Source organism: Asticcacaulis aquaticus (genome assembly GCF_028550415.1).
GTDB lineage: Bacteria > Pseudomonadota > Alphaproteobacteria > Caulobacterales > Caulobacteraceae > Asticcacaulis > Asticcacaulis aquaticus.
The window spans coordinates 80,278-102,720 of sequence record NZ_JAQQKX010000015.1 but is presented as its reverse complement, the minus strand read 5'-3'; the positions used below and the strand labels follow the sequence as shown (position 1 = coordinate 102,720).

24 protein-coding genes are annotated in these 22,443 nt (G+C 61.6%); 14 read left to right on the top strand and 10 right to left on the bottom strand.

Annotated elements, in window-relative coordinates:
• Positions 1–34 precede the first annotated feature (34 nt).
• Both PQU92_RS16175 and PQU92_RS16170 read right to left on the bottom strand, forming a co-directional pair.
• Complete coding sequence (locus tag PQU92_RS16175) at positions 35–568, bottom strand: hypothetical protein (RefSeq protein WP_272749291.1); 534 nt, start codon at positions 566–568, stop codon at positions 35–37.
• A 7-nt stretch (positions 569–575) separates the two neighbouring features.
• On the bottom strand, positions 576–1,559 hold the full coding sequence (locus tag PQU92_RS16170) for a 2-hydroxyacid dehydrogenase (RefSeq protein ID WP_272749290.1): 984 nt from the start codon (positions 1,557–1,559) through the stop codon (positions 576–578).
• Positions 1,560–1,739: 180 nt separating this feature from the next.
• Here PQU92_RS16170 and PQU92_RS16165 point away from each other — a divergent pair, with 180 nt between their 5' ends.
• The 7 genes from PQU92_RS16165 (at position 1,740) to PQU92_RS16135 (ending at position 6,771) form a co-directional block, all read left to right on the top strand.
• A complete protein-coding gene (locus tag PQU92_RS16165) occupies positions 1,740–2,351 on the top strand; it encodes an SH3 domain-containing protein (protein ID WP_272749289.1) in 612 nt (203 codons plus the stop codon).
• A 360-nt stretch (positions 2,352–2,711) separates the two neighbouring features.
• The gene (gene fabA / locus PQU92_RS16160; RefSeq protein ID WP_272749288.1) at positions 2,712–3,230 is read left to right on the top strand and encodes a 3-hydroxyacyl-[acyl-carrier-protein] dehydratase FabA; all 519 of its coding nucleotides are present in this window, start codon (positions 2,712–2,714) and stop codon (positions 3,228–3,230) included.
• A gap of 37 nt (positions 3,231–3,267) precedes the next feature.
• Positions 3,268–4,491, top strand: a complete 1,224-nt coding sequence (fabB, locus tag PQU92_RS16155) for a beta-ketoacyl-ACP synthase I (protein WP_272749287.1) — start codon at positions 3,268–3,270, stop codon at positions 4,489–4,491.
• Positions 4,492–4,658: 167 nt separating this feature from the next.
• Positions 4,659–5,477 carry an enoyl-ACP reductase FabI gene (locus tag PQU92_RS16150; RefSeq protein WP_272749286.1) on the top strand — a complete coding sequence of 273 codons (819 nt, stop codon included), beginning with the start codon at positions 4,659–4,661 and terminating at the stop codon, positions 5,475–5,477.
• A 139-nt stretch (positions 5,478–5,616) separates the two neighbouring features.
• A complete protein-coding gene (locus tag PQU92_RS16145) occupies positions 5,617–6,192 on the top strand; it encodes an ATPase (RefSeq protein ID WP_272749285.1) in 576 nt (191 codons plus the stop codon).
• Positions 6,179–6,355 carry a hypothetical protein gene (locus PQU92_RS16140; protein WP_272749284.1) on the top strand — a complete coding sequence of 59 codons (177 nt, stop codon included), beginning with the start codon at positions 6,179–6,181 and terminating at the stop codon, positions 6,353–6,355. The genes PQU92_RS16145 and PQU92_RS16140 overlap by 14 nt, the downstream gene beginning before the upstream one ends.
• Entirely contained in the window at positions 6,352–6,771 is a 420-nt protein-coding gene (locus PQU92_RS16135) for a metallopeptidase family protein (RefSeq protein ID WP_272749283.1), read from the top strand. The genes PQU92_RS16140 and PQU92_RS16135 overlap by 4 nt, the downstream gene beginning before the upstream one ends.
• Here PQU92_RS16135 and PQU92_RS16130 read toward each other — a convergent pair.
• The gene (locus PQU92_RS16130; RefSeq protein ID WP_272749282.1) at positions 6,752–8,119 is read right to left on the bottom strand and encodes an alpha/beta hydrolase family protein; all 1,368 of its coding nucleotides are present in this window, start codon (positions 8,117–8,119) and stop codon (positions 6,752–6,754) included. The genes PQU92_RS16135 and PQU92_RS16130 overlap by 20 nt on opposite strands.
• A gap of 180 nt (positions 8,120–8,299) precedes the next feature.
• Between PQU92_RS16130 and PQU92_RS16125 the strand changes: the two genes are divergently transcribed.
• Entirely contained in the window at positions 8,300–8,467 is a 168-nt protein-coding gene (locus tag PQU92_RS16125; protein ID WP_272749281.1) for a hypothetical protein, read from the top strand.
• A 124-nt stretch (positions 8,468–8,591) separates the two neighbouring features.
• On the opposite strand, the gene PQU92_RS16120 is transcribed toward PQU92_RS16125, so the two are convergent.
• From PQU92_RS16120 to PQU92_RS16110, 3 genes are all read right to left on the bottom strand, one after another.
• Positions 8,592–9,278 carry a glutathione S-transferase family protein gene (locus PQU92_RS16120; RefSeq protein WP_272749280.1) on the bottom strand — a complete coding sequence of 229 codons (687 nt, stop codon included), beginning with the start codon at positions 9,276–9,278 and terminating at the stop codon, positions 8,592–8,594.
• Positions 9,279–9,380: 102 nt separating this feature from the next.
• Complete coding sequence (locus tag PQU92_RS16115; RefSeq protein WP_272749279.1) at positions 9,381–10,199, bottom strand: DODA-type extradiol aromatic ring-opening family dioxygenase; 819 nt, start codon at positions 10,197–10,199, stop codon at positions 9,381–9,383.
• Between the two features lie 71 nt (positions 10,200–10,270).
• Positions 10,271–10,852 (bottom strand): YceI family protein, encoded by a 582-nt coding sequence (locus tag PQU92_RS16110; RefSeq protein ID WP_272749278.1) that lies wholly within the window; start codon positions 10,850–10,852, stop codon positions 10,271–10,273.
• Between the two features lie 262 nt (positions 10,853–11,114).
• On the opposite strand from PQU92_RS16110, the gene PQU92_RS16105 reads away from it, so the two are divergent.
• The gene (locus PQU92_RS16105) at positions 11,115–13,607 is read left to right on the top strand and encodes a TonB-dependent receptor (RefSeq protein WP_272749277.1); all 2,493 of its coding nucleotides are present in this window, start codon (positions 11,115–11,117) and stop codon (positions 13,605–13,607) included.
• A gap of 238 nt (positions 13,608–13,845) precedes the next feature.
• On the top strand, positions 13,846–15,963 hold the full coding sequence (locus tag PQU92_RS16100; RefSeq protein WP_272749276.1) for a hypothetical protein: 2,118 nt from the start codon (positions 13,846–13,848) through the stop codon (positions 15,961–15,963).
• 2 nt (positions 15,964–15,965) lie between these two features.
• On the opposite strand, the gene PQU92_RS16095 is transcribed toward PQU92_RS16100, so the two are convergent.
• Genes PQU92_RS16095 through PQU92_RS16080 form a run of 4 tightly spaced genes read right to left on the bottom strand, consistent with a single transcriptional unit; the run spans position 15,966 to position 18,180 of the window.
• Positions 15,966–16,142, bottom strand: a complete 177-nt coding sequence (locus tag PQU92_RS16095) for a type II toxin-antitoxin system antitoxin (protein WP_272749275.1) — start codon at positions 16,140–16,142, stop codon at positions 15,966–15,968.
• 4 nt (positions 16,143–16,146) lie between these two features.
• On the bottom strand, positions 16,147–17,016 hold the full coding sequence (locus tag PQU92_RS16090) for an SPFH domain-containing protein (protein ID WP_272749274.1): 870 nt from the start codon (positions 17,014–17,016) through the stop codon (positions 16,147–16,149).
• Between the two features lies 1 nt (position 17,017).
• Positions 17,018–17,212: a hypothetical protein gene (locus tag PQU92_RS16085; RefSeq protein ID WP_272749273.1), complete on the bottom strand. Its 195-nt coding sequence runs from the start codon at positions 17,210–17,212 to the stop codon at positions 17,018–17,020.
• A gap of 59 nt (positions 17,213–17,271) precedes the next feature.
• Positions 17,272–18,180: a LysR family transcriptional regulator gene (locus PQU92_RS16080; protein ID WP_272749272.1), complete on the bottom strand. Its 909-nt coding sequence runs from the start codon at positions 18,178–18,180 to the stop codon at positions 17,272–17,274.
• 124 nt (positions 18,181–18,304) lie between these two features.
• On the opposite strand from PQU92_RS16080, the gene PQU92_RS16075 reads away from it, so the two are divergent.
• The 4 genes from PQU92_RS16075 (at position 18,305) to PQU92_RS16060 (ending at position 22,360) form a co-directional block, all read left to right on the top strand.
• A complete protein-coding gene (locus PQU92_RS16075) occupies positions 18,305–19,105 on the top strand; it encodes a type 1 glutamine amidotransferase domain-containing protein (protein ID WP_272749271.1) in 801 nt (266 codons plus the stop codon).
• A gap of 53 nt (positions 19,106–19,158) precedes the next feature.
• Positions 19,159–19,452 (top strand): putative quinol monooxygenase, encoded by a 294-nt coding sequence (locus PQU92_RS16070; RefSeq protein ID WP_272749270.1) that lies wholly within the window; start codon positions 19,159–19,161, stop codon positions 19,450–19,452.
• Between the two features lie 13 nt (positions 19,453–19,465).
• On the top strand, positions 19,466–20,473 hold the full coding sequence (locus PQU92_RS16065; RefSeq protein WP_272749269.1) for an aldo/keto reductase: 1,008 nt from the start codon (positions 19,466–19,468) through the stop codon (positions 20,471–20,473).
• 195 nt (positions 20,474–20,668) lie between these two features.
• A complete protein-coding gene (locus PQU92_RS16060; protein WP_272749268.1) occupies positions 20,669–22,360 on the top strand; it encodes an alkaline phosphatase D family protein in 1,692 nt (563 codons plus the stop codon).
• Positions 22,361–22,443 lie beyond the last annotated feature (83 nt).

Genomic DNA, 22,443 nt, shown 5'->3' with positions numbered 1-22,443 from the left:
ATCGAGAAACATCCGCACAGCGCGTTCGCGGACTTCAGGTGAAAACTTGTTCGTCGTTTTGTTCATAGTAGCTCCATCTTCTCAGAAGTTGGAGCCTCCGGCAAAGCCGGGGCGGTTCAAACCGGCCATACAGTCCGGCGTCGAGTTCATTCAGGTGCGTTTGGATGTGCACAATAATCTCAAGAACATATTCGGACGCCAGTTTCATTACGAACGGTACGACCCAGGCTTCATTAACGCCCATGATAGCCTCCAGAGCTATTTCACGGACAAACCCGTTATGATGGCGGGTCAGTAAAGCCAAGAACATCGCGCACTGCGTCTGACTCAGGTTTTCGTTTTCGAGAAGTGCCGTTGCCGCGTCGAAGGGGCGTCGGTCGTAAAATTCGACGTGGTGGCTCCCCTGACTATAGATGCGCCCCGGCAGCCAAACGTCTTCGCCGCCTACGATCAGAATATCCCGATATTCCGGACTGTCCTGAGAACGGGTTAAATGACTTTCAATAATAGCGCAGGGTTTATGGGCTATATCGTGCAGCGATTTGGGAAAGGCATGCAGAAAACTCATAATGTTGTCAGAGCATTGCCGGGATAACTCTGTCCGGCGGGCGATGGCCGTCCTGAAGCGTCTTGATGTTCAGGATCACGCGGTCGCCCATGTCGGTGCGTGCCTCCACCGTCGAGGACGCCATGTGCGGCAGCAGCACCGCATTCGGCAAACCGAACAGCTCCGGCGAAATCGCCGTGGCGCGCTCATAGACGTCGAGGCCGACCCCGGCGATCTTGTGCTCCCTGAGCAGATGCGCCAGCGCTTCTTCGTCGACGATCTGCCCGCGGGCGGTGTTGACGAGGATGGCGTGCGGCTGAAGCTTGGCCAGACGTTCGGCATCGAGCAGGTGGAAGGTATTGGGGCCGCCCGGCGCATTGATCGACACCACGTCCATGCGCGCCAGCATCTGATCGAGATCGTCCCAATAGGTCGCCTCAAGCTCTTCGGAAATGCGCGCCGAAACCGGTTTGCGGTTATGATAGTGGACCTGCATCCCGAACGCCCGGGCGCGGCGGGCCAGAGCCTGACCGATGCGGCCCATGCCGACGATGCCGAGGCGCTTGCCATAGATGCGGCGGCCCATCAGGAAGGTCGGCGACCAGGCGGAAAATTCGCCGCGCTGCACGGTTTCGGCGCCTTCGATGAAGCGGCGCGACACGGCGATGATCAGGCCCATGGTCATTTCGGCCGTGTCTTCGGTCAGGACGCCCGGCGTATTGGTGACGATGATGCCCTTTTCGACGGCCTTGGCGATGTCGATATGGTCGTGGCCGACGCCGAAATTGGCGATCATCTTGAGCTGTTCGCCCGCCGCCTCGAAAAATTCGGCGTCGATGCGGTCGTTGATCGAGGAGACCAGCACCTCGGCGGTCTGCGCCGCCTCGAACAGGGCCTCGCGCGGCATGGGGTTCTTGTTGAGCCACAGGGTCGTGTTGAACAGTTCCCGGAACCGCGTCTCGACCCCGTCGGGGAGTTTCACGGTCATGACGACCTTAAGCTTCTTGCTCATATCGGCTTAGTTCCTGTGGCATTTTGTTTTGCGGGTGTCTTACAGGATCAGTTGCAAATCCGGGAAGCAAATTTTCAGCCGCATGGCCGTTGTTCGCCCTATGGTTAACCAAATCTGAAGCTTTCGGACGCATGTCTTGACCAGCAACCCCATCTGCCAGCTTTAGTTTGTGTCCCGTCGATGACCCTGTTCAGCCCGTCGTTCGCTGTGAAATCACCTGACCATAGCGCAGGCCCTTGCGTCAAGGCGCGCCGTTGGACGGCCACGTTTTTACTGACGCTTCTGCTGGGGAGCCTCATGACGGGCGCGGCTCTGGCCGGACCGGAAGACGAGGCCTTCGACACGCCGTCGAAGCAGCCGGTGCCGCGCTGGGCGTCGCTGCGCTCGAACAAGGTCTATGCCCGGTCGGGGCCGACCAAGGAAAACAAGGTCCTGTGGACCTATACGCAAAAGAACCTGCCGGTGCAGATCATTTCCGAAACCAAGGAATGGCGGATGATCTGCGATCCCGACGGCGGCATCGCCTGGGTCAGCAAGACCATGCTCAAGTCCCAGCGCAGCGTCATATCGACCGGTACGGCGAAAATCGACCTCCTCAGTGGGCCGAAGGCCACGGCCAAGGTCAAGGCACGGCTCAATCCGCGCGCCCTGGCGACGCTCGACAAATGCAAGAAGGACTATTGCAAGGTCACGGTCGGCAATGTCGATGGCTGGGCGCCGCAAAAAAGCCTGTGGGGGGCGCAGGACGGTGCGGTCTGCAAGCGCCCGGACGCGCTGACGCGGTTGTCGTAAATTAAGGCTGTCAGCATCCTTATGCCTCCCTGCACTTCAGTGCGGGGAGGGGGACCATTTGCGGAGCAAATGGTGGTGGGGTGTCTTGCGAAGGTTCAGCGAGCACTATTGTAAGCAAGCAAGAACCCCCACCACCACATCTCACCGCTTCGCGGCTCGTGCGGTCCCCCTCCCCGGCATAGCCAGGGAGGTATGAAGGTTTTTTGGACTATCTCGGCGTCTGCATCCGCTTAAAAATCGTTAAAAAGCATTGAGCCGCACGGTCTGAACGTGTAACGCATCTTTACAGCCTGTTACGAATGGGCCATTAGCGCCGTTTGTCATAACGTCGATGCGTACGATTCTCTATCCGGAGCCCCAATGAGCGACCGTCCTTCCTCTTTCAGCTACGAAGACCTTCTGGCCTGCTCGCGCGGCGAAATGTACGGCCCGGGCAATGCCCAGCTGCCCGCGCCGCCGATGCTGATGATGGATCGTATCATCACGATCACCAAGGACGGCGGGGCCTTCAACAAGGGCTATATCGAGGCCGAACTCGACATCAATCCGGACCTGTGGTTCTTCGCCTGCCACTTTATCAACGACCCGGTCATGCCGGGCTGCCTCGGCCTCGACGCCATGTGGCAGCTGGTCGGCTTCTTCCTCGGCTGGTCGGGCAATCCGGGCCGCGGCCGCGCGCTGGGCGTCGGCGAGGTGAAGTTCACCGGTCAGGTTACCCCGGCGGTCAAGAAGGTCACCTACCGCATCGACATGAAGCGCGTCATTACAGGCAAGCTGATCATGGGCATCGGCGAGGGCGTCGTCCTGGCCGACGACAAGCCGATCTATAGCGCCTCGGGCCTCCGTGTCGGCCTGTTCGACGCCAAGGATCTGGTGTAAGAACCGCCACCTGAGACCCATCGCAGGGGATACTGATATGCGCAGAGTTGTCATCACCGGTCTTGGCATCGTGTCGTCCATCGGCACGGGTGCGGACGAAGTCACCGCGTCGCTTCGCGAGGCGAGGTCGGGCATTATAGCGGCGCCCGAATACGCCGAACTGGGCTTCAAATGTCAGGTGCACGCCGCCCCGACCATCGGCGACTGGACACCCTATGTCGATCGCCGCGCCGCGCGCTTCCTGTCGAGCGGTCTGGCCTATGGCCATATCTCGCTGGAGCAGGCGATTGCTTCGGCGGGCCTGGACGAGTCCGACATTTCCAACGAACGTACCGGCATCATCTTCGGCGCGGGCGGTCCTTCGACCAAGGCCATCGTCGAAGCCGCCGACATTACGCGCGAAAAGAAGTCTCCCAAGCGCATCGGGCCGTTCGCGGTGCCCAAGGCCATGTCGTCGGGCCCTTCGGCGGTGCTGGCGACCTGGTTCAAGATCCGCGGCATCAACTATTCGATCAGCTCGGCCTGTGCGACCTCGGTTCACTGCATCGGGGCGGCGGCGGAGCAGATCATGCTCGGCCGTCAGGACGTGATGTTCGCCGGCGGCACCGAAGAACTCGACTGGACCCTGTCGAACCTGTTTGATGCTATGGGTGCCATGTCCAGCAATTACAACGACACGCCGTCGGTCGCCTCGCGCGCCTACGACAAGAACCGCGACGGCTTCGTCATCGCCGGAGGCGCGGGCGCGGTGGTGCTTGAGGAATACGAACGCGCCAAGGCGCGCGGCGCCAATATCATCGCCGAAGTCGTCGGCTACTGCGCCAATTCGGACGGCTACGACATGGTCGCGCCGTCGGGCGAGGGCGCGGAACGCTGCATGCGCGAAGCCCTGCGTCAGGCCGGTGGCCGCAAGATCGACTACCTCAACCCGCACGGCACCTCGACGCCGGTCGGCGACGAGCGCGAAATGGGCGCGGTGCGCAACGTCTTCGGGGGCAATATGCCGCTGATTTCCTCGACCAAGTCGCTAACCGGGCACTCGCTCGGCGCGGCAGGGGCTCAGGAAGCCATCTACTGCCTGCTGATGATGCAGCACGGTTTCGCCACCAAGAGCGCCCATATCGAGGAACTCGATCCGGCCTTCGACGGGATGCCGATCCTGCGCGAACGCCGCGACGGGGCGCTGGAGACCGTGATGTCGAACTCGTTCGGCTTCGGCGGCACCAATGGCTCGATCATCTTGTCACAGGCTGATCTGTAATCAACATCCTCCCCTGCTTTAGCGGGGGAGGGGGACCATCAAGCGAAGCGACGATGGTGGAGGGGGCGAGTCACAGGGTTTGCCCTCTCCGTCTGCTCACTTCGTTCGCATCCACCTCCCCCGCTGCGCCAAGGGCTTGCAGGGGAGGATGAAAAGGAAAAAAGAACATGGCTGAATCCGGCTGGAATTTCCCCACGGGCGACCTGATGAAGGGCAAAAAAGGCCTCGTCATGGGCGTCGCCAATGACAAGTCCATCGCCTGGGGCATTGCTTCGCAACTGGCGGCGCAGGGTGCCGACATGGCGTTCTCGTACCTCGGCGAGTCGCTGCTGCGCCGCGTGCAGCCGCTGGCCGACTCGATCGGCGTCAAGCACCTGATCGAATGCGACGTGACGTCCGACGCGTCGATGGACGCGGCGTTTGCCAAGCTGAAAGAGATTTATGGCGAGATCGATTTCGTCATCCACTCGGTGGCCTTTGCCAACAAGAATGAGCTGCAGGGCTCGTTCGTTGAGAACACCACGCGTGACGGCTTCCTGCTGGCGCTCAACGTCTCGGCCTTCTCGTTCGTCGACACGGCCCGCCGTGCCGCCGAGCTGATGCCGAACGGCGGTTCGCTGGTCACCCTGACCTATCTCGGGGCCGAGCGCGTCATCCCCAATTACAACACCATGGGCGTCGCCAAGGCCGCGCTTGAGGCCTCGACGCGCTACATCGCCCGCGATCTGGGGCCGAAGGGCATCCGCGCCAACGCCATCTCGGCGGGCGCCATGCGCACCCTGAGCCTCGCCGGGATCGCCGGTGGCCGTGGCCTGCACGCCAAGTCGGGCCAGTTCTCGCTGATGAAGGAAGAGACTTCGATGGAAGGCGTTGCGGGCGCGGCCCTGTGGCTGGCCTCTGACCTCGGCTTCTCGACGACCGGCGAAGTGGTCCACGTGGACGCAGGCTTCCATGTGGTTGGTCTGCCGGAAGACATCGAGGGGTAAAATCGCGGTCTTTGGGCAACTAATACGCAGTCTGCGCTAGCGGGTACAAGTGTACCCGCGTCGCTTGCCGGCTATTATTTGCCTCAAATCTCACGATTTTACGCACCGAGCGTAAATCAGGTTGAGACAGGGAGTGCGAATGCCCAGGTGCCTGATCATTGCCGGACCGAATGGCGCGGGTAAGACGACCTTTGCACTGAAATACCTGCCCGCGATTGGTGTGGCGCACTTCATCAATGCCGACCTGATCGCTTCGGGTCTGTCGCCCTTTCATCCCGAACAGCAAGCCGCTGCCGCCGCACGCCTGTTCCTGAAAGCAATGGACGCCCGTATCGAAGCGCGTCAGGACTTTGCGTTCGAGACGACTCTATCCGGCAAAGCCTATCTAAAGCTGATCGAGAAACTGAAAGCTGACGGCTGGTCCGTCGAACTCTATTATCTGGCGCTGCCTTCCCCAGAAGTATCGAAGCGGCGTGTGGCGGAACGCGTAGCGCATGGCGGTCACCATATCCCAGACAGCGATATCGAGCGCCGTTTCCCGCGCAGTTTGCGAAATCTTATGTTCAGTTATAGAATGGCGGTGAATGAATGCCGTGCCTATATAAACGTTGGAGCCGTACCTCAGCCCATCTTCGAGCAATCGGGAGAAATGCTGACCGTATTCGATGACACGCTGCACACTTGGCTTATGGAGCAGGCTGTTGACCACACGTGAAGCCTTTACACAGAAGTCCGACCACGCCCTCGGTGTGCTGCGCGAAGCCGTTGCCGAAGCCATCGACCGCAAACGCCGTCTGGGTCAGTACTGGGTGGTCTGGGACGGTGAAAAGCCCGTCGAGGTCCATCCTGACACCGAAACGCGCCCGGCCGCCGAATGACGCGTAAATACGGCCCGCCGCCGTCGCTGGACACCCTCGAGATCATCGCGCGTGACGCTCTCGCCAAGTTGCCGGAGCCGTTCGCCGGACATCTGCGCGACGTGGTGCTGATCGTCGAAGACTTCCCGTCGGAAGAGCTTCTCGCCGAGCTTGAGATGGACGATCCGTTCGAACTGACCGGCCTCTATACGGGCCGCCCGGCGGAGACCGAGGTCTATACCGGCGACCTGCCGCCGATGATCCATCTCTTCCGCCGCCCGATCCTCGATGAGTGGGCCGGCGGGGAGGTGGCGTTCGAAGACCTCGTCGCCCACGTCCTGATCCACGAAGCCGGGCACCATTTCGGCCTCAGCGACGACGATATGGAATGGCTTGAGGACGAGCTGAAGAAAAGCGCTACTGCACCCGAGCCCTGATCCATGTGGTCACCAGATCAAGTGCTGCCGGTGCGGTCGTCTCCTCGATCTGGCTGTATTCCGACGGCGCGCCACTGCCCGCCGTCGACTGGAACAGATGGTTGAGCCCCGGCAGTTCGCGCACCGTCGCGCTCTTATTGCCTTTCAGCGCGGCGGTCATGGCGGGAAGGTTATCGCTGGCCGCGACCTGCAGATCCTTGCCGCCGATGAGGGCGAGGACCGGCACCCTGACCTTGCGCAGTTCGGGTGCCGGGTCGTAGGCGATGAAATATTTCATCCACGGCGCGACCAGCGGCTTGACGACACTGTCCACCACCTTGGGATCGGTTGACAGGGGGAGCTCTGTTTCCACAACGGCGCGCACCCTGGCCTCTGTATCTACCGGATTGGAGATCAAGGCGTCGTAGATACGGCGATTGGCGGCGGCGACCTGAGCCAGATTGTCTTCCGTCATGCCGTTGGCCCTCCCGATCAGGGTCTGCTGCGTGATCAGAATCTGATCGCCGCGCACGCCGCCCCCGGCCATCAGGACAATGAACCTTACCGCTGGCTCGCGGTTGGCGACGATGGGCGCGATAATGCCGCCTTCGGAATGCCCGACGAGGCCGATAGCCCCGACATCCTTGCGTGCTTTGAGCCACGTCACCGCCGCCCCGGCATCGGCGGCGAAATCGGCGGTGGTCGCGGCCTTGTAATCGCCGGTCGAGGCCCCGACGCCGCGCTTGTCGTAACGCAGAACGGCGATCCCGGCCTTGTTCAGCGCATCGGCCCAGACGAGGAAGACTTTGTGCCCGGCCACCGCCTCGTCACGCGTATTCGGCCCCGATCCGGCGATCAGGATCACCGTCGGAAACGGACCCTTGCCTCTGGGCGCGCTGTAGGTGCCCGACAGCGTAACGCCCGCGACGGCGCCGGGCAGGGTGACCGCCTCGACGTGATAATTGGCCAATGCCGCCTCAGCCGCCTCGACCTGCGGGCGTTTCGGCGCGAAGCCATTGGCCTGATCGGCGTCGATGCGCTTCAGCGTCAGGGGTAGGCCCTGACCTTGCGTCCACGTCCCGACCCAGGCCTTTTGCGCCTCGTCCCACTTGCCCTGATAGCGGCCATTGATCTTCACGGCGGTGAAATCGAGGCTGTCCGCCGTCGCCGTGACGCTGTCGAGCGGCATCTTGAAATTGGCCTGATCCGGGCTTTCCAGCACACCCTTATAGGCCGTACCGTCGGTTTCGATCCGGATGACGATATTGAGCTTCCCCATCAGCTTGCCGTGCCAGACACCGGCGGCCTCTTCGGCCAGGGCGGGCAAGGCCAGACTGCTCATCAACAGCGATAATATCCACGTTTTCACGCCCCACCTCCATTATTTCGGTCATTGGCAAAATAGCAAGTTCGCCGCGATCGTCAAGCCCGCTGAAAAGCGCCACCGGGCGAACTGCAACCTGAGCGTTAATCCCGCATTAAGCGAACGTGGTTACGTTCGATGATCTCAGCCTGTAGGCTTTGAGTGTGTAAATTTTGGTGTTGAGTAATGCGTACCCCTGATCCGTCTTTCCCGGCGCTGCGCGCCGATGCCCGTGCGAACCTGCCGTCCCAGGTCCAGCGCGCGACCGAAGTCTATATCCCCCCGCACCGTCCCGACCTTTTTGGCCTGTTTGAGGTCGTCCTCCGCTTTACCCGCCGGCTTGGATGGGGCTGATAGCCCTGTTCAGGACTTTTGCTGGCCGCTGCGCAGCGGCCCCGGCGCGTAAACGGCAGGCGCGCCTTTAAGAGGCGACCTGCCGCGGCGGGAGGCTCCGGACGTGTCTCCCGCCGGACAATTCTTACCCTATACGATAATCGGCCGTGATCGTTCCGGCGGCTTGTGCTTCGTCCTCGTGCTCTGGTTCGCGTTCGGCCTCGCCTATGGCCTCGGCATACCAGGCCTGCATCGAGGGCAGGTTCAGCAAGCGCTCGATATAGGCCTGCGATGGCGCACTCAGCGTCAGGCCGTAGGTCTGGACGCGAAACGCGACCGGACAGTAGAAGGCATCGACAGCGGTGAAGGCCGGACCGGCTAAAAACGGCCCGCCGAAGCGCTCCAGTCCTTCGCGGAACAGGGCGTCCAAGCGGTCTATGTTGCGCAGCAGAGGCGCGGAAACATCGTTCAGGTCGATGCGTAATCCGCAATTCATGGTGCAGGTGTTGCGCAGGGCCGAAAAGCCGGAGTGCATTTCTGCGGCCGCCGACCGGGCGAAGGCGCGCGCCTCGCGGTCACCCGGCCAGACCGCCGGATGCGCCTCATGGACATATTCGGCGATGGCCAGCGAATCCCACACCGTCGTCCCGTCGTCCTGAAGTGCCGGGACCAGCGCCGTCGGGGAAAAGGCTTTGAACTGAACGTTTTCCCCAACCGGCGTGGTGAAATAGTGCTGATGCTCGGTGAAGGGGATATCCAGTTCCCGCAGCAGCACCCACGGGCGCAGGGACCACGAGGAATAGTTCTTGTTGGCGATGTGCAGGTCGTACATGGGGCGTCTCTCCTTTGATGGAGGCACTATGCCGTTGTGCGCTGGTTTACGGAAGTTGGCAGCTTGTCATCTTGCGTAAAAATCCTGCCAACTCGTCTACCCTTACCCGAACTGAAACCCGCTGACCGCCGTATTCATCGGACGCAGCGTCTCGTCATAGGTCCGCACGCCTGTATCCTCACCGGCGGCGCCGGCAGCAATGAACAGCGGCACCAGATGGTCTTCGTGGGGATGGGCGATACGCGCCCCAGCCCCACGCGACCAGTCGGCCAGAAGCGCTTCGCGTTGCGTCCCGCTGTGGCCGGTCAGGGTGTCGTTGAGCCAGTCGTTGAAATGGTGCGAGCCATTGACCGGTTCGTGCACCAGCGTCCCGCGGATCAGGGCTTTCAGATCATGGAAGCTCATGCCCGAGGCGACAATCAGCACGCCTTCGTCCCGTAGTGGGGCCAGCGCCTTACCCAATGCGATATGGTCTTCGGGGTTCCAGTTGCGCTTGATCGACAGCTGCACGACGGGGATATTGGCGTCGGGATACATCAGCAGGAACGGCACGAAGACGCCGTGGTCGTAGTCGCGCTCAGAATCGCGATCGACGGGGATACCCGCCTCGGCCGCCAGTTCGATGACGCGCTCGGCCAGTTCCGGAGAGCCGGGCGCGGGGTATTTCAGCTGATAGGTATGGTCGGGAAAGCCGTAATAGTCGAACAACATCCCCGGTCGCGCCTTGGTCTGCACCGTAAAGTGCTCGGTCATCCAGTGCGCGGAAATCACCAGTATGGCCTTGGGGGTCTGGCCCACCTGAGCGGGGATGTCGCGTAGATAGTCTCCCATCCGGTCCCAGACATGCGGCGGGTTCCAGTCCATGAAAAAGCACGGACCGCCGCCATGCGGAATATAGAGGGTGGGCATTTTCGCGGACATAACGGGTCTCCAAAAAAGAACGGGCGCAATTGGATTGCGCCCGCTCCTGTAGGTTTAGGCGTAAACTCAGCTTACTTCTTGTTGGCTTCGGCGGTGATTTGCAGCGTGATGTCGTCGCCGACAGCGGGGACATAGGCGCCGATGCCGAAGTCCGAACGCTTGATGGCGCCAGTGGCCGAGAAGCCAGCGGTCTTCACCTTCCTCATGTTCTCGCCAACCTTGTTCAGCTTGACGTCGAGCGTGACCGGCTTGGTGACGCCGTGGATGGTCAGGTCGCCGGTCACCTTGGCGGTATCTTTACCGGTGACCTCGACCTTGGTCGACTTGAAGGTCGCGGTCGGGTAGGTGGCGGCGTCGAAGAAGTCCTTACCCTTAAGGTGCGTGTCGAGGGCGGCAACGCCGGTATTGATACCGTCGATGGCGAAGGTCACTTCGACCTTTGAGGTTGCCGGGGCGGCTTCGTCGAGCACCAGCGTACCGACGGCGTTCATGAACTTGCCGGTCGGCTTCGAGAAGCCGAAGTGCGTCCACGAGAAGACGACTTCGGTGTGGGTGGCCTCAAGGGCGTAGGTTTCGGGCGCGGCGAAGGCGGGCGTCAGGCTGCCGGCGAGCAGGGCGGCGGCAACGGCGGCGGATTTGAACAGGGTCTTCATGGCGATGTCCTCTGAGATAGAAAGGGTGTATGCGACTAAACGTAACTATAAGAGTTACCGTTATGGCTTGCAAGAGGGTGTACCGCGATAAAAATAAAAACGCAGGCAGAATTATCAGATTTCCATACGACACGTACTGTCGCCTTTTCGTGACATCCTTGCCGCAAACCACAACTGACACCAAAGCGCAACGCGACTGTCATAAGGTTTCGTTAAGCCTGCAACGAGATAAGGTCCTATCCCTTTGTTCGCAGGTTTTCCCATGTCGTCATGCCGTGCCCTTATGGCCGTTTCCGCCCTTGCCCTTATGGCCGCCGCGCCGGTCTGTGCGCAGACCGCAAATGACGAGGCTATCCCCGAAATCGTCGTCACGGTGCAAAAGCGCGAGCAGAAACTGCTCAACGTTCCGGCGGCGGTGACGGGCCTGAGCAACAGCTTCCTGACCGATGTCGGCATCACCGATTTCGCCGAACTGGCCCTGTTCGTACCGGGCTTCGAGGTGCAGGACCAGTCGCCGAACAATCCGGGCTTCGTCATGCGCGGCGTCACCTCCGATTCGGGCACGGCGACAGCGGAAACCCGCGTTTCGGTGTTTCAGGACGGGGTGAGCATTTCGCGATCGCGCGGGTCTTATGTCGAGCTGTTCGACCTTGAGCGCGTCGAGGTGGCCAAGGGCCCGCAATCGACCCTGTTCGGGCGCAGCGCACTGATCGGGGCGGTCAATATCATTCAGGCCAAGGCCAAACCGGTGCTGGACGCCAAGGCCGCCGTCAGTGTCGGCGACTATGATTTCCGCATGGTCGATGCCATGGTCAATGTGCCGCTGGGCGACACCTTTGCGGTTCGTGTGGCGGGCCGCACCAAGCACCGCGACGGTTCTGTCGAGAACCTGCTGGGCGGTGAGGATTTCAACGGTCTGGGCACCGATGCCCTGCGTCTGTCGGCGGCGTGGACGCCCTCGGATGCGCTCGGCTTCGACCTGATCGTCAATACGCAAAAGGACTCGACGCCGGGCACGGCCTTCAAGTCGGGGACGTGGAACCCGACCAACCCCAATACCGGGGCGGTGCTGGGCGACCGTACGCCGTTCGGCGGCGCGGCCCTGTCGGACGGGTTCATGAACCGCGACCTCGGCCTTGAGCGCACGGTGACCGGCACGACCCTGCTGGGCCGCTGGGTGCTGAACGACGCCTGGAGCCTGTCGTCGATCTCGGCGCACCGCCGGTTCAGCGCCTCGGAAGTGTTCGACGCCGACGGCATGTCGCTCGGCCTTCTGACCGCCGCCGAAATCGCCAAAGGTTCACAGTGGTCGCAGGAACTGCGCCTCAACTACGATGCGGGCCATGCCGTCTCGTGGTTCGCGGGCCTCAGCTATTTCAAGGAAGAGGCCTCGACCGCCGTGCCGCTGCAGTTCGACGAGCGCGCCGCCGGCCTGTTCCTCGCCAACGCCCTCAACCGCCCGACGCCGCAGTCCCTGCCGGTGCTGCAAGCCACGGCCAATGCCGCCTTCGGGCCGCTGGCCCCGTACCTGAACACCGCTCACCGCGAAGTCTCGACGACCTTCGGCGAGACCAAGTCGGTCGACGCCTATGCCGACGCGACGTGGCGCGTGACACCGAAATTCGAACTGAGCGCCGGTATCCGCTACACGCAGGACGACAAGACCTCGGGCTATGCGGCCAGTGTCGAGTCCCCGTCCGTGCTGGCCGCCGCGTCGCAATTGAGCCCCGCGATCAGCGCGCAGGTCAATCAACTGGCGACGCAGTATTTTATGCAAACCGGCACCGCGCCGTCGCAGGCCCTGATCGGGCAATGGACCGCCGCGGTGACGCAGGCTGCCGTGGCGGGCCTGCCGCCGGTCGGCATCTTCAAGCAGCCGACGCCGGGTAACGGCAATGTCGTCAGCCGCGACTTCAGCGACGACGGCGTCACCTATCGCCTCGTGGGCCGTTACCTGTTTAGCGACACGGTCAACGGCTACGTCTCGGTGGCGCGTGGCCGTCAGCCCAAGGTCCTGTCGGGCGACTCGGGTGCGACGCCACTGGCCCAGCCGACCTTCACCGAAGCCGCCGCCGAGACGGTCGATAGCCTCGAACTGGGTCTCAAGACGCGCCTGCTGGGCGGCCGCCTGAGCTGGGACACGGCGGTCTATGGTTATAAGTACGAGAACTTCCAGACGCAGGTGGCGACCTCGACCGGCGGCCTGATCACGGTCAGCGCGGGTGAGGCGGACGCCTACGGTCTGGAGACGCAGGCCTATTATCGCCTGACGCCGGGCGCGGATATCTTCGCCACCTACGCCTATAATCACGCGCGCTTCGGCAACGGCCTGTACAAGGGCAACCGCTTCCGCCTGAGCCCGGATCATAGCGTCTCTCTGGGTGGGCGGTTCAAGTTCCACACCGAGGCCCTGCGGTTTTGGGTCACCCCGACCTATACCTGGCAGTCGGAGGTCTTTTTTGAGAACGACAACGATTTGGCGAAGTTCCAGACCGCCGTGCCGAACCTGCGCCCGGTCGGCGACACGGTGCAGGACGAAAAGCAGAAGGCCTATGGCCTGCTCAACCTGCGCCTCGGTTTCGCGCCGAAAAAGGCCCCCCAAGGGACGTCATGGTCGGTGGAGGTCTTCGCCGATAACCTGACCGACGAAGCCTATATCAAGGACGCGGGCAACACCGGCGACAACCTCGGCGTGGCGACCTTCATCGCGGGCGAACCGCGCATGGTCGGCGTCACGGTGCGGGTGAATTACTAAGGATATCCGAATTAAACGAAAACCCTGCCCTGAGCGATCAGGGCGGGGTTTTTCGTGTCGTTTAGGTATTTCAGGCTCTAGTTATGCCGGTAGGCGTCGGACTCGTTTTCCTCAGCGTCATCCATTTTTAATTGTAATATTTATGCTGGAAGTTTTCATGTGGATCGGTTATGCAAGTTAAAGGTAGCGCTAACATATAAAAAATTACAGCGCCGTGATATTTGACAAGGGAGCAAACATGAACGGACGTAGGATCGAGCGCCGAGGTTTTTTGAAAGCCTTTGGATTTGGCGCTGTAACGGCTGCGTCGGTGTCGACCGCACACGCAACGCCTCAAGAAAATGGGCTTTCAAACAAATACTTCCGGGTTTCAATCGACAAAGCCAACGGTTCGATTACGGAAATATCCAATCCCTCTGATCCATTCGCAACCAACTGGTTGAGCGCTACGGACAATGCCCCGTGGCAAATGCGATCCGTGCAATGGGGCATGGGCTTTGCCGATCTGGGTTCAGGCTATTTGCATCGCGGACGTTGGGACGCGCCAAAATCCGTTATTCTAACGAAAGACACGGCGAAACTCACCTATGAACTCGGACCTCTTAAACTGGAGGTTAGCCGCTCACTGGAAGGTGAGGTGTTTAAAGAGCGTTATGCCTTTACCAACACGGGCTCGACACCCTTGGATATCAGCCGCCGCGATCACATGGGAGCCGCCATCTATGTGCCGTTCAATGACCACTATACGTCGTCGGCAGATGTCCTGCGCAATCGCTGTCACGCCCATATCTGGGCGGGCGGCACGTCTTCGTGGGTAGCCGCATTCCGCATGGGCGGGGAGGGAGCGCATCTGGGACTGGTCCTGACCGAAGGCTATTTGGCGGGTTATGGAAACAGTGGTCGCGATCAGGTGACGTCCTCGAACACGCGCGGGACTTTCCTGCTACACCCCAGCCTCCAACTGGCTCCGGGTGAAACAAAAGCCGTCGCATGGACTATCTTCTGGCACAGTGGCTGGGACGATTTTTTTGCAAAATGCGCTCGGTACTCCTCGGCCTTTGTCCAGTTCGACGCTAGTCCATATACCGCCTATGTGGGAGAGACGATTCAGTTTGCCGTGAAGGGGGCCGATACCTCCTCGGGTGAACTCAGATTGACGAACACGACCGTCCCTTTCAGCAATGGCAAAGGACAGTTTACGCCGTCTAAACCCGGAGAAATCACCGCACGTCTGATCGCGCCAAATGGAAGAGACGCTTTCGTTCGTATGAACGTCGTCCCCAAATTAGATGACCTGATCAAGGCTCGTATCAATTACATCGTCGATCGCCAGCAGGTCAACGACCCGACGGATGAGCGAGATGGCGCTTTTGTGGTCTACGATACGGCGGCCAATGTTCAGGTGCTTTTTGATAGCATGTCCGATCGAAATGAAGCGCGCGAGCGATTGGGGATGGGGGTTCTGCTAGCCCAATGGCTTCGGATGCACTCCGATAAGACCCCACGCTTAAGAGCGGCTCTCGACCGCTACTACACCTTCATCTCAACGAAAATCCAACGACCTGACGGTTTCGTCAAGAACGGCGTCAAATCGGATCGCGAGCGTCTTTATAACTGGCCGTGGGTGGCGGTCTTTTATCTGGAATATGCGAGACTTACCAGCGCAAAAGAGGCCTATGCCGCCTTCGTCAAGACAATAGAGAACTTTTACGCACACGGAGGTGCCGAGTTCTATCCCATTCAATTGCCGGTCTATGATGGGGTGAGGGCGCTGCGTGCGGCAGGGCTGGCGGCAGACGCGCAACGGGTGCTCGACCTGTTTATCCGTCACGGCGACAGAATATCCACGCGCGGCATCCATTACCCGACAAGTGAAGTCAATTACGAGCAGTCCATAGTCGGACCCGCCGCCGCCATTCTTGTCGAATTGCACCGTATCACCGGGGATAAGAAATGGCTAACAGCGGCGAAGCCCAACGTCGAATTGCTGTCACTGTTTAATGGACGTCAGCCCGACCATCACATGAACGATGTCGCCATTCGTCATTGGGATGCCTACTGGTTCGGGAAGTTCAAAACCTGGGGCGATACCTTCCCCCACTATTGGTCAGCGATTACAGCGGGCGTTTTCCATCACTACGCCATTGCAACCGGTCAAAACGAGTGGGCCGTTCGTGCGGATAACATCATCCGAAACAATCTGAGTCTGTTTACGGCGGATGGAAAGGGCTTCGCCGCATTCGTCTATCCGCTTACGGTTAATGGCGGTCAGGGTCACTTTTCTGACCCTTACGCCAATGATCAGGATTGGGCATTGGTCTACGCACTGCAAATTCGCGATGATCCGAGGCCGTAACGCTACGCCTCCTCCCCCGGCGCGGGCAAACGCACACCGCGACGGGTCAGGGCTTCGCGCAGCAGCATCTCAAGCTGGGCGTTGGTCGAGCGCAGTTCGGCCGCGGCCAGACGCTCGACCGCCATCAGCACCTCCGGCGGGAGGCGCAGGGGATAGGCTTTTTTACCGGGCGAGGCCACGATATCAGCCGTACAGCGTGCCGGTATTGACCACCGGCTGCGCTTCGCGGTCGGCGCACAACACGACCAGCAGGTTCGACACCATGGCCGCCTTGCGCTCTTCGTCGAGGCTGACGACGCCGCGTTCGGACAACTGCTCCAGCGCCTGTTCGACCATGCCGACGGCCCCGGCGACGATCTTCTGACGCGCGGCGATAACGGCCTCGGCCTGCTGACGCTTGAGCATGGCCCCGGCGATTTCCGGCGCATAGGCCAGATGCATCAGGTGGGCTTCGTCGACCGTGACGCCCGCGACCTCGACGCGCAGCTGAAGGTCGGCCTTGAGCCGCGCGCCCACCACGTCGGCGTCGTCGCGCAGGGTCGGTTCGCCGTCCTCGGCGTGATCGTAGGCATATTGCCGCGCCGTTTCGCGCAGGGCCGTCTCGATCTGGATATTGACGAAGACATTATAGTCGTCGACGTCGAACAGGGCCTGAGCCGAGTCCGAAACGTGCCAGACGATATTGGCGGCGATCTCGATCGGGTTGCCGCGTTGATCATTGACCTTGAGCGCCTCGCTGGTGACGTTGCGCACCCGCAGGCTGACGTTTTTGCGCGTGTACCAGAAGGGCACCCAGCGCAGGCCCGTCGTGCGGTCGCTGCCCTTATAGGTGCCGAAGACGGTGATGGCCACGGCCTGATTGGGCTGAACCGTATAGAAGCCCGACAGGGCCAGCAGCGACAGGACGCCCAGCACCACCGCGGGCGGGATCAGGCGCAGGGCGACGGCGACGCCGATCCCCGCCAGCAAGACCAGAACGATCAGCAGCCACAGGCCGCCGCTGCTGCCGGCGCCGGGCCGTTCGCGTGTGCTGTTTATCGGTTGCGTGTTCATCTCAGACATCCCTTTCCGTTGCCACATAGCCCTTGCCCATCATCTTCGCCCGCAGGCTGAGGATGCGGTGCATCTTCTGCTTGCGCAGAAGGAAATTGTCGATCGCCAGGCCGCTGGCGTCGTGCGACGTACTGAAATTCAGAACTTCCCAGCCCTGTGCTACCAGATCGCTCAGGGGTTTCGTCTCGTCAGCCATGGTTGGGGCCCTCCCGTATTTCTATATCAAAGTGATATCACTTTTGCACCGGAAGTCAATCATTCCGACGTGGCGACTGTCTTCGCCACCTCGCTGATCAGGGAGCGCAGCCAGCGGTGGGCCGGATCGTGGCGGTAGCGGACGTGCCACGCCATCTCGACCGGAAACGTCCCCAGATCGACTGGCGCGTCGAGCACCTTCAGCCGCGGATCGTGGCGCAACTGACGGCAGATCAGCCGGGGCAGGGTGGCGCAATAATCCGTCACCGCGATCATTTCGGGGATGGCCAGAAAGTGCGTCACCGACACCGCGACCTCGCGCTTCAGGCCCTGCCGTTCCAGCGCCTGAAACAGACCGGCGCGCAGCCGTCCCGGCGGCAGGACATTGACGTGCCGCATCCGTTCGTACTGTTCCCGCGTCAGGGTGTCGCCGACCTCCGGGTGATCGGCGCGGACCACGCAGGCCAGACCGTCGTCCATTAGATGCTGGACCACCAGATTGTCCGGCGGATCGACCATCCGCCCCAGCACCATCGCCGTGGTGCCGGAGATCACCCCGGTCTCGCTCAGATCGTTGCCGAACGGCGTCAGGCGCAGGCGGATGCCGGGGGCGCGCTCCCGTAACCGCGCCACGATGGCCGGGGCCAGCACGAACTCGACATAGCCATTCGGGGCGACGGTAAACAGCCGCTCGGCCTGCGTCGGATCGAAGGCCTGCTGCCCCAGAATGACGTCGTCGATCCGCGCCAGCGCCGCCGCAATCACCGGAGCCAGCTCCTGCGCCATCGGCGTCGGCTGCATCCCGTAGCGCTCGCGCACGAACAGCTGATCCTTAATCATGGTCCGTAGCCGCGTCAGGGCGTTGGACAGGGCGGGCTGTGTGATCCCCAGCCGTTCGGCGGCACGCGTCACGCTGCGCTCCTCCATAAGGGTCACGAATACCGGCAGCAGGTTCAGGTCGTAGCGCATCCAGTTATAATGCCTTGTGAATATCTTAAATCAAACAAATAAATTTCAAAAATAGATTGGCCGGGCGCATGATCAGAGCATCCGAAGAGGATGTGACCCCAAACGTTTTTTGATGGAGGCTAAAATGACTAAAGGCAAAGTTCTGATTATCGGCTCCAACGCCACCCGTATCGAGGTTCAGGGCGGCGGCACGGGCGCCACCGGTCAATATCTCAATGAAACCGTCGTCCCGGCCCTGGCCCTGATCGAGGCGGGGTATGAGGTGGTGTTGGCGACGCCCAACGGCACGCAACCCCATATCGACGAGGCGTCGGACAGCGCCGATCACTTCGGCGGCGACGTGGCGGCCTATGAGCGCGCCCGGACCTTCTTCTATACCGACCCGGCCATGACCAAGGTGCGCACCCTGCGCTCGGTCATCGCTGAGGGCCTCGATGCCTATGCTGGGGTCTTTGTCCCGGGCGGGCAGGGGCCGGTCGTCGACCTGATGCAGGACGCCGATACGGGTGAGATCCTGCGCCACTTCCACGACCGTCAAAAGCCTACCGCGCTTTTGTGCCACGGTCCGGTGGCGGTGGTCTCGGCGATGTCCAACGCACGTGATTTCCGTGCCGCCCTGATCGACAGCGACACGCCAAAAGCCGCCGAACTGGCGAAGGGCTGGCCCTATGCCGGTTACCGGATGACGGTCTTCTCCAATAGTGAGGAAAAGGTGGTCGAAGACCATATCCTGCACGCAAAACTGTACTTCAACATGGTCGATGCTCTGAACACCGCCGGGGCCGAGGTCATTACCACGGCGACCGACTTCGAACCGAACGTCATCGTCGACCGTGAGCTGATCACCGGTCAGAACCCGCGCTCGGATCATCCGATCGCGAAGGCCTTCGTCACCGCGCTCGACCTGTCGCTGGTCGCAGCATAACAAACGTCCCCTGTCCCCCCACGAGGGGAGAGGGGGAAACAAAGGAACATCCCATGACCCCTACCAAGATCACCGCGATCCTCACGGCCCGTCCCGGCAAGGTCGATGAACTGAAAGGCCTTTTGTTCGGTATGGTGGCCGATTGCCGCGCCGAACCCGGCAATCTGCGCTGGGACATCTGGCAGGATCAGGCCAATCCTGAGCGCTTCGTGCTTGACGAGCTCTATGTCGATACCGCCGCTGTCGCCGCGCACCGTGGCACCGCGCATTTCAATACCTATCTATCCCGCATCAACGATCTGGCCGAACGGACCGCGCTGGTCCTCGATCCGGCGGATGTCGCTTAAAAGGCAAACGACCATGACCCTCAAAACCCTTCTCAACGGCACGCTCGGCTTCGGTGCCGCCCCGCTCGGCAACATGTTCCGCGATATCCCCGAAACCGAGGCGCAGGCCACCGTCGAAGCCGCCTGGAACGACGGCATCCGCTATTACGACAATGCGCCCTTTTATGGCGCGGGCCTCGCGGAAATCCGCATGGGCGAGGCCCTGAAAGACAAGCCGCGCGGCGACTACATCATCTCGACCAAGGTGGGCCGCGTCATCCTCGATGAGGTCGAGGACATCAGCGCCCGCGACCTCGGGGAAAAGGCCGGTGTGTTCCAGTACGGCCGCGCCAACAAGATCGTCAACGACTACACCGCCGACGCCACCCTGCGCTCGATCGAAGACAGCCTGAAGCGCCTGCAAACCGACCATATCGATATCGCCTTCGTCCACGATCTGGCGCAGGATTTCTGGGGCGATCGCTGGCTGGAGAAGTTCGAGGAAGCCCGCACCGGCGCGTTCCGGGTGCTCGACCGCCTGCGTGACGAAGGCGTCATCAAAGGCTGGGGCCTCGGCGTCAACCGCGTCGAGCCGATCGAGCTGCTGCTGGCGCTTGATGAACCGCGTCCCGACGGCTTCCTGCTGGCCGGACGCTATACCCTGCTCGACCACGACAAGGCCCTGCAACGCGTCATGCCTCAGGTCGCCGAAAAAGGCCTCGGCATCGTGGTGGGCGGGCCCTATAGCTCTGGCGCGCTGGTCGGCGGTCCGAACTTCGAATATGCGCCTGCCACGCCCGCCATCCTCGACAAGGTGGCGCGCATCAAGGCCATTGCCGACCGCTACGGTATCAGCATGAAGGCGGCGGGGTTGCAATTCGCTCTGGCCAATCCGGCGGTCGCCGCGGTCATCCCCGGGGCCAGCCGCCCGGAACGCATAGCTGAGGACCGCGCGGCGCTGAACGAGACCGTCCCGGCGGACTTCTGGCGCGAACTGCGCCAGGCCGGTCTGGTCCATCCGGACGCCCCGCTGCCGGTTTAGAGCGTTTCCCGGCAAAGAGGATGCCGGTTTGCCGTTAGGAAATGCGACAAAACAAAAGCTTAGAGCAGGTTTCGATCCAATCAGATCGGAGCGTGCTCTAAGCGTCCTGTGGATAAACTGTCGCAAAGGCGATAAGCGCCTGTCATGAAATCACCCTAAAGGCCGTTCCGTGTTGCAACGCAGGGGACGGCGGGCATGACGACGGGTTACAAACTGAATCGCCGCAAGGCCCTGATGGCGCTGGGTCTGGCCGGGGCCGCCCCGGCGGTCAGCGCCACCGGTCCGGCTCCCGTCAAGGGCGCGCATTTCCGCCACGGGGTTGCTGCCGGTGATCCGCTGCGTGACCGTCTGGTCCTGTGGACACGGGTGTCGGGCCTTGAGGCCATGACAGCGGTGACGTGGCAGATCGCCACCGATGCCAGCTTCAAAACCGGTGTGCGCAGCGGGCAATTTTATACTGATGCCGGACGCGACTATACGGTCAAGGTCGATGTCGCTGGGCTGAAACCCGGCACAACCTACCATTACCGCTTTATCTGCGACGGCGTTGAATCCCCGGTCGGTCAGGCCAAGACCCTGCCCGAACAGACCGAGCGCGTGGTCATGGCCGTGGCCTCGTGTTCGCTGCACCCGAACGGCTATTTCAACGCCTATCGCGCCATTGCCGACCTCGATGAAGCCGATGTCGTCGTCCATCTGGGCGACTATCTGTACGAATACGGCGCGGGGCTGACCGACTACGGCATGGGCAACGGGCGGATGCTGGGCCGGGTGCCCGACCCGCCGCACGAGATCGTCTCGTTGGCCGATTACCGCACCCGTCACGCGCAATATAAGTCCGACCTCGACCTTCAGGCGGCGCACGCCCGCGCGGCGTGGATTTGCGTCTTCGACGACCACGAAATCTGCAACGACCCGTGGACGAGCGGTGCTGAAAATCATCAGCCGGACCGCGAGGGCGACTTCATGGTGCGCAAGGCCGTGGCGCTTCGGGCCTATCGCGAATGGATGCCGATCCGCGACCCGCAGCCGGGGCAACTGAGCGAGGTCATCTACCGCAGCTTCCGCTTCGGCACATTGGCCGAGCTGTTCATGACCGAGACGCGACTGCTGGCGCGCAGCAAACAGCTCGATTATCAGACCGACGTGCCGAAGACGGCCACCGGGCTCGACTTCGATGCTTTTCGCGTCAAGCTCAACGCGCCCGAACGCGAACTGCTGGGGGCCGCACAACGCGACTGGCTGGGGACGGCGCTCAACGCTTCGACCAAGGACGGTGTGCGCTGGCAGGTGCTCGGCAATCAGGTCGTCATGGCCAAGGTCGCCGGACCGAACCTTCGCAAGGTCTATGGCGACACGCAGGTGCAAAAACTGCTCGACAGCCTGCCGGGCAATGTCCGCGCCGTGGTGGAGCCGCTGGTCGAGACCTTCAGTCAGGACGACGCCCTGCCGCTCAATCTCGATGCCTGGGACGGCTATCCGGCGGAGCGCGAGCGCTTCTACGACCTGATCAAGGCGGCGAAGGCACGCGCCATCGTCCTGTCGGGCGACAGCCATCAGGCCTGGGCCAATCAGCTGCATGACACAACGGGCGCGGAAGTGGCCGTCGAAATCGGCGTCACGGCGATCTCAAGCCCGACCATCTGGTTCGACAAAATCATCCCAAACTTCGACCTGCCCAAGGTGCTGACCGATCAGAACGCAGAGGTACTGGCGGCGTCTACCGACCGCAACGGCTTTGTGCGGTTGACGCTCACGCCTGACCGCGCCGAGGCCGAGTGGGTGTCGGTGTCGTCGATCACGTCGCGCGACTATCAGGTGACGACCGACGGGCGTTTCCGCAGCGAGGCGATGGCCGACCGCGCCGGTCCGTTACAAGTGCTGTAAGCGCCCAACCGTAACTTGCGGTGCGCGGCGGCCTGTGGTGATCATGCGCGCATGAGATGGATGATCGCTTTATGGGTGTGTAT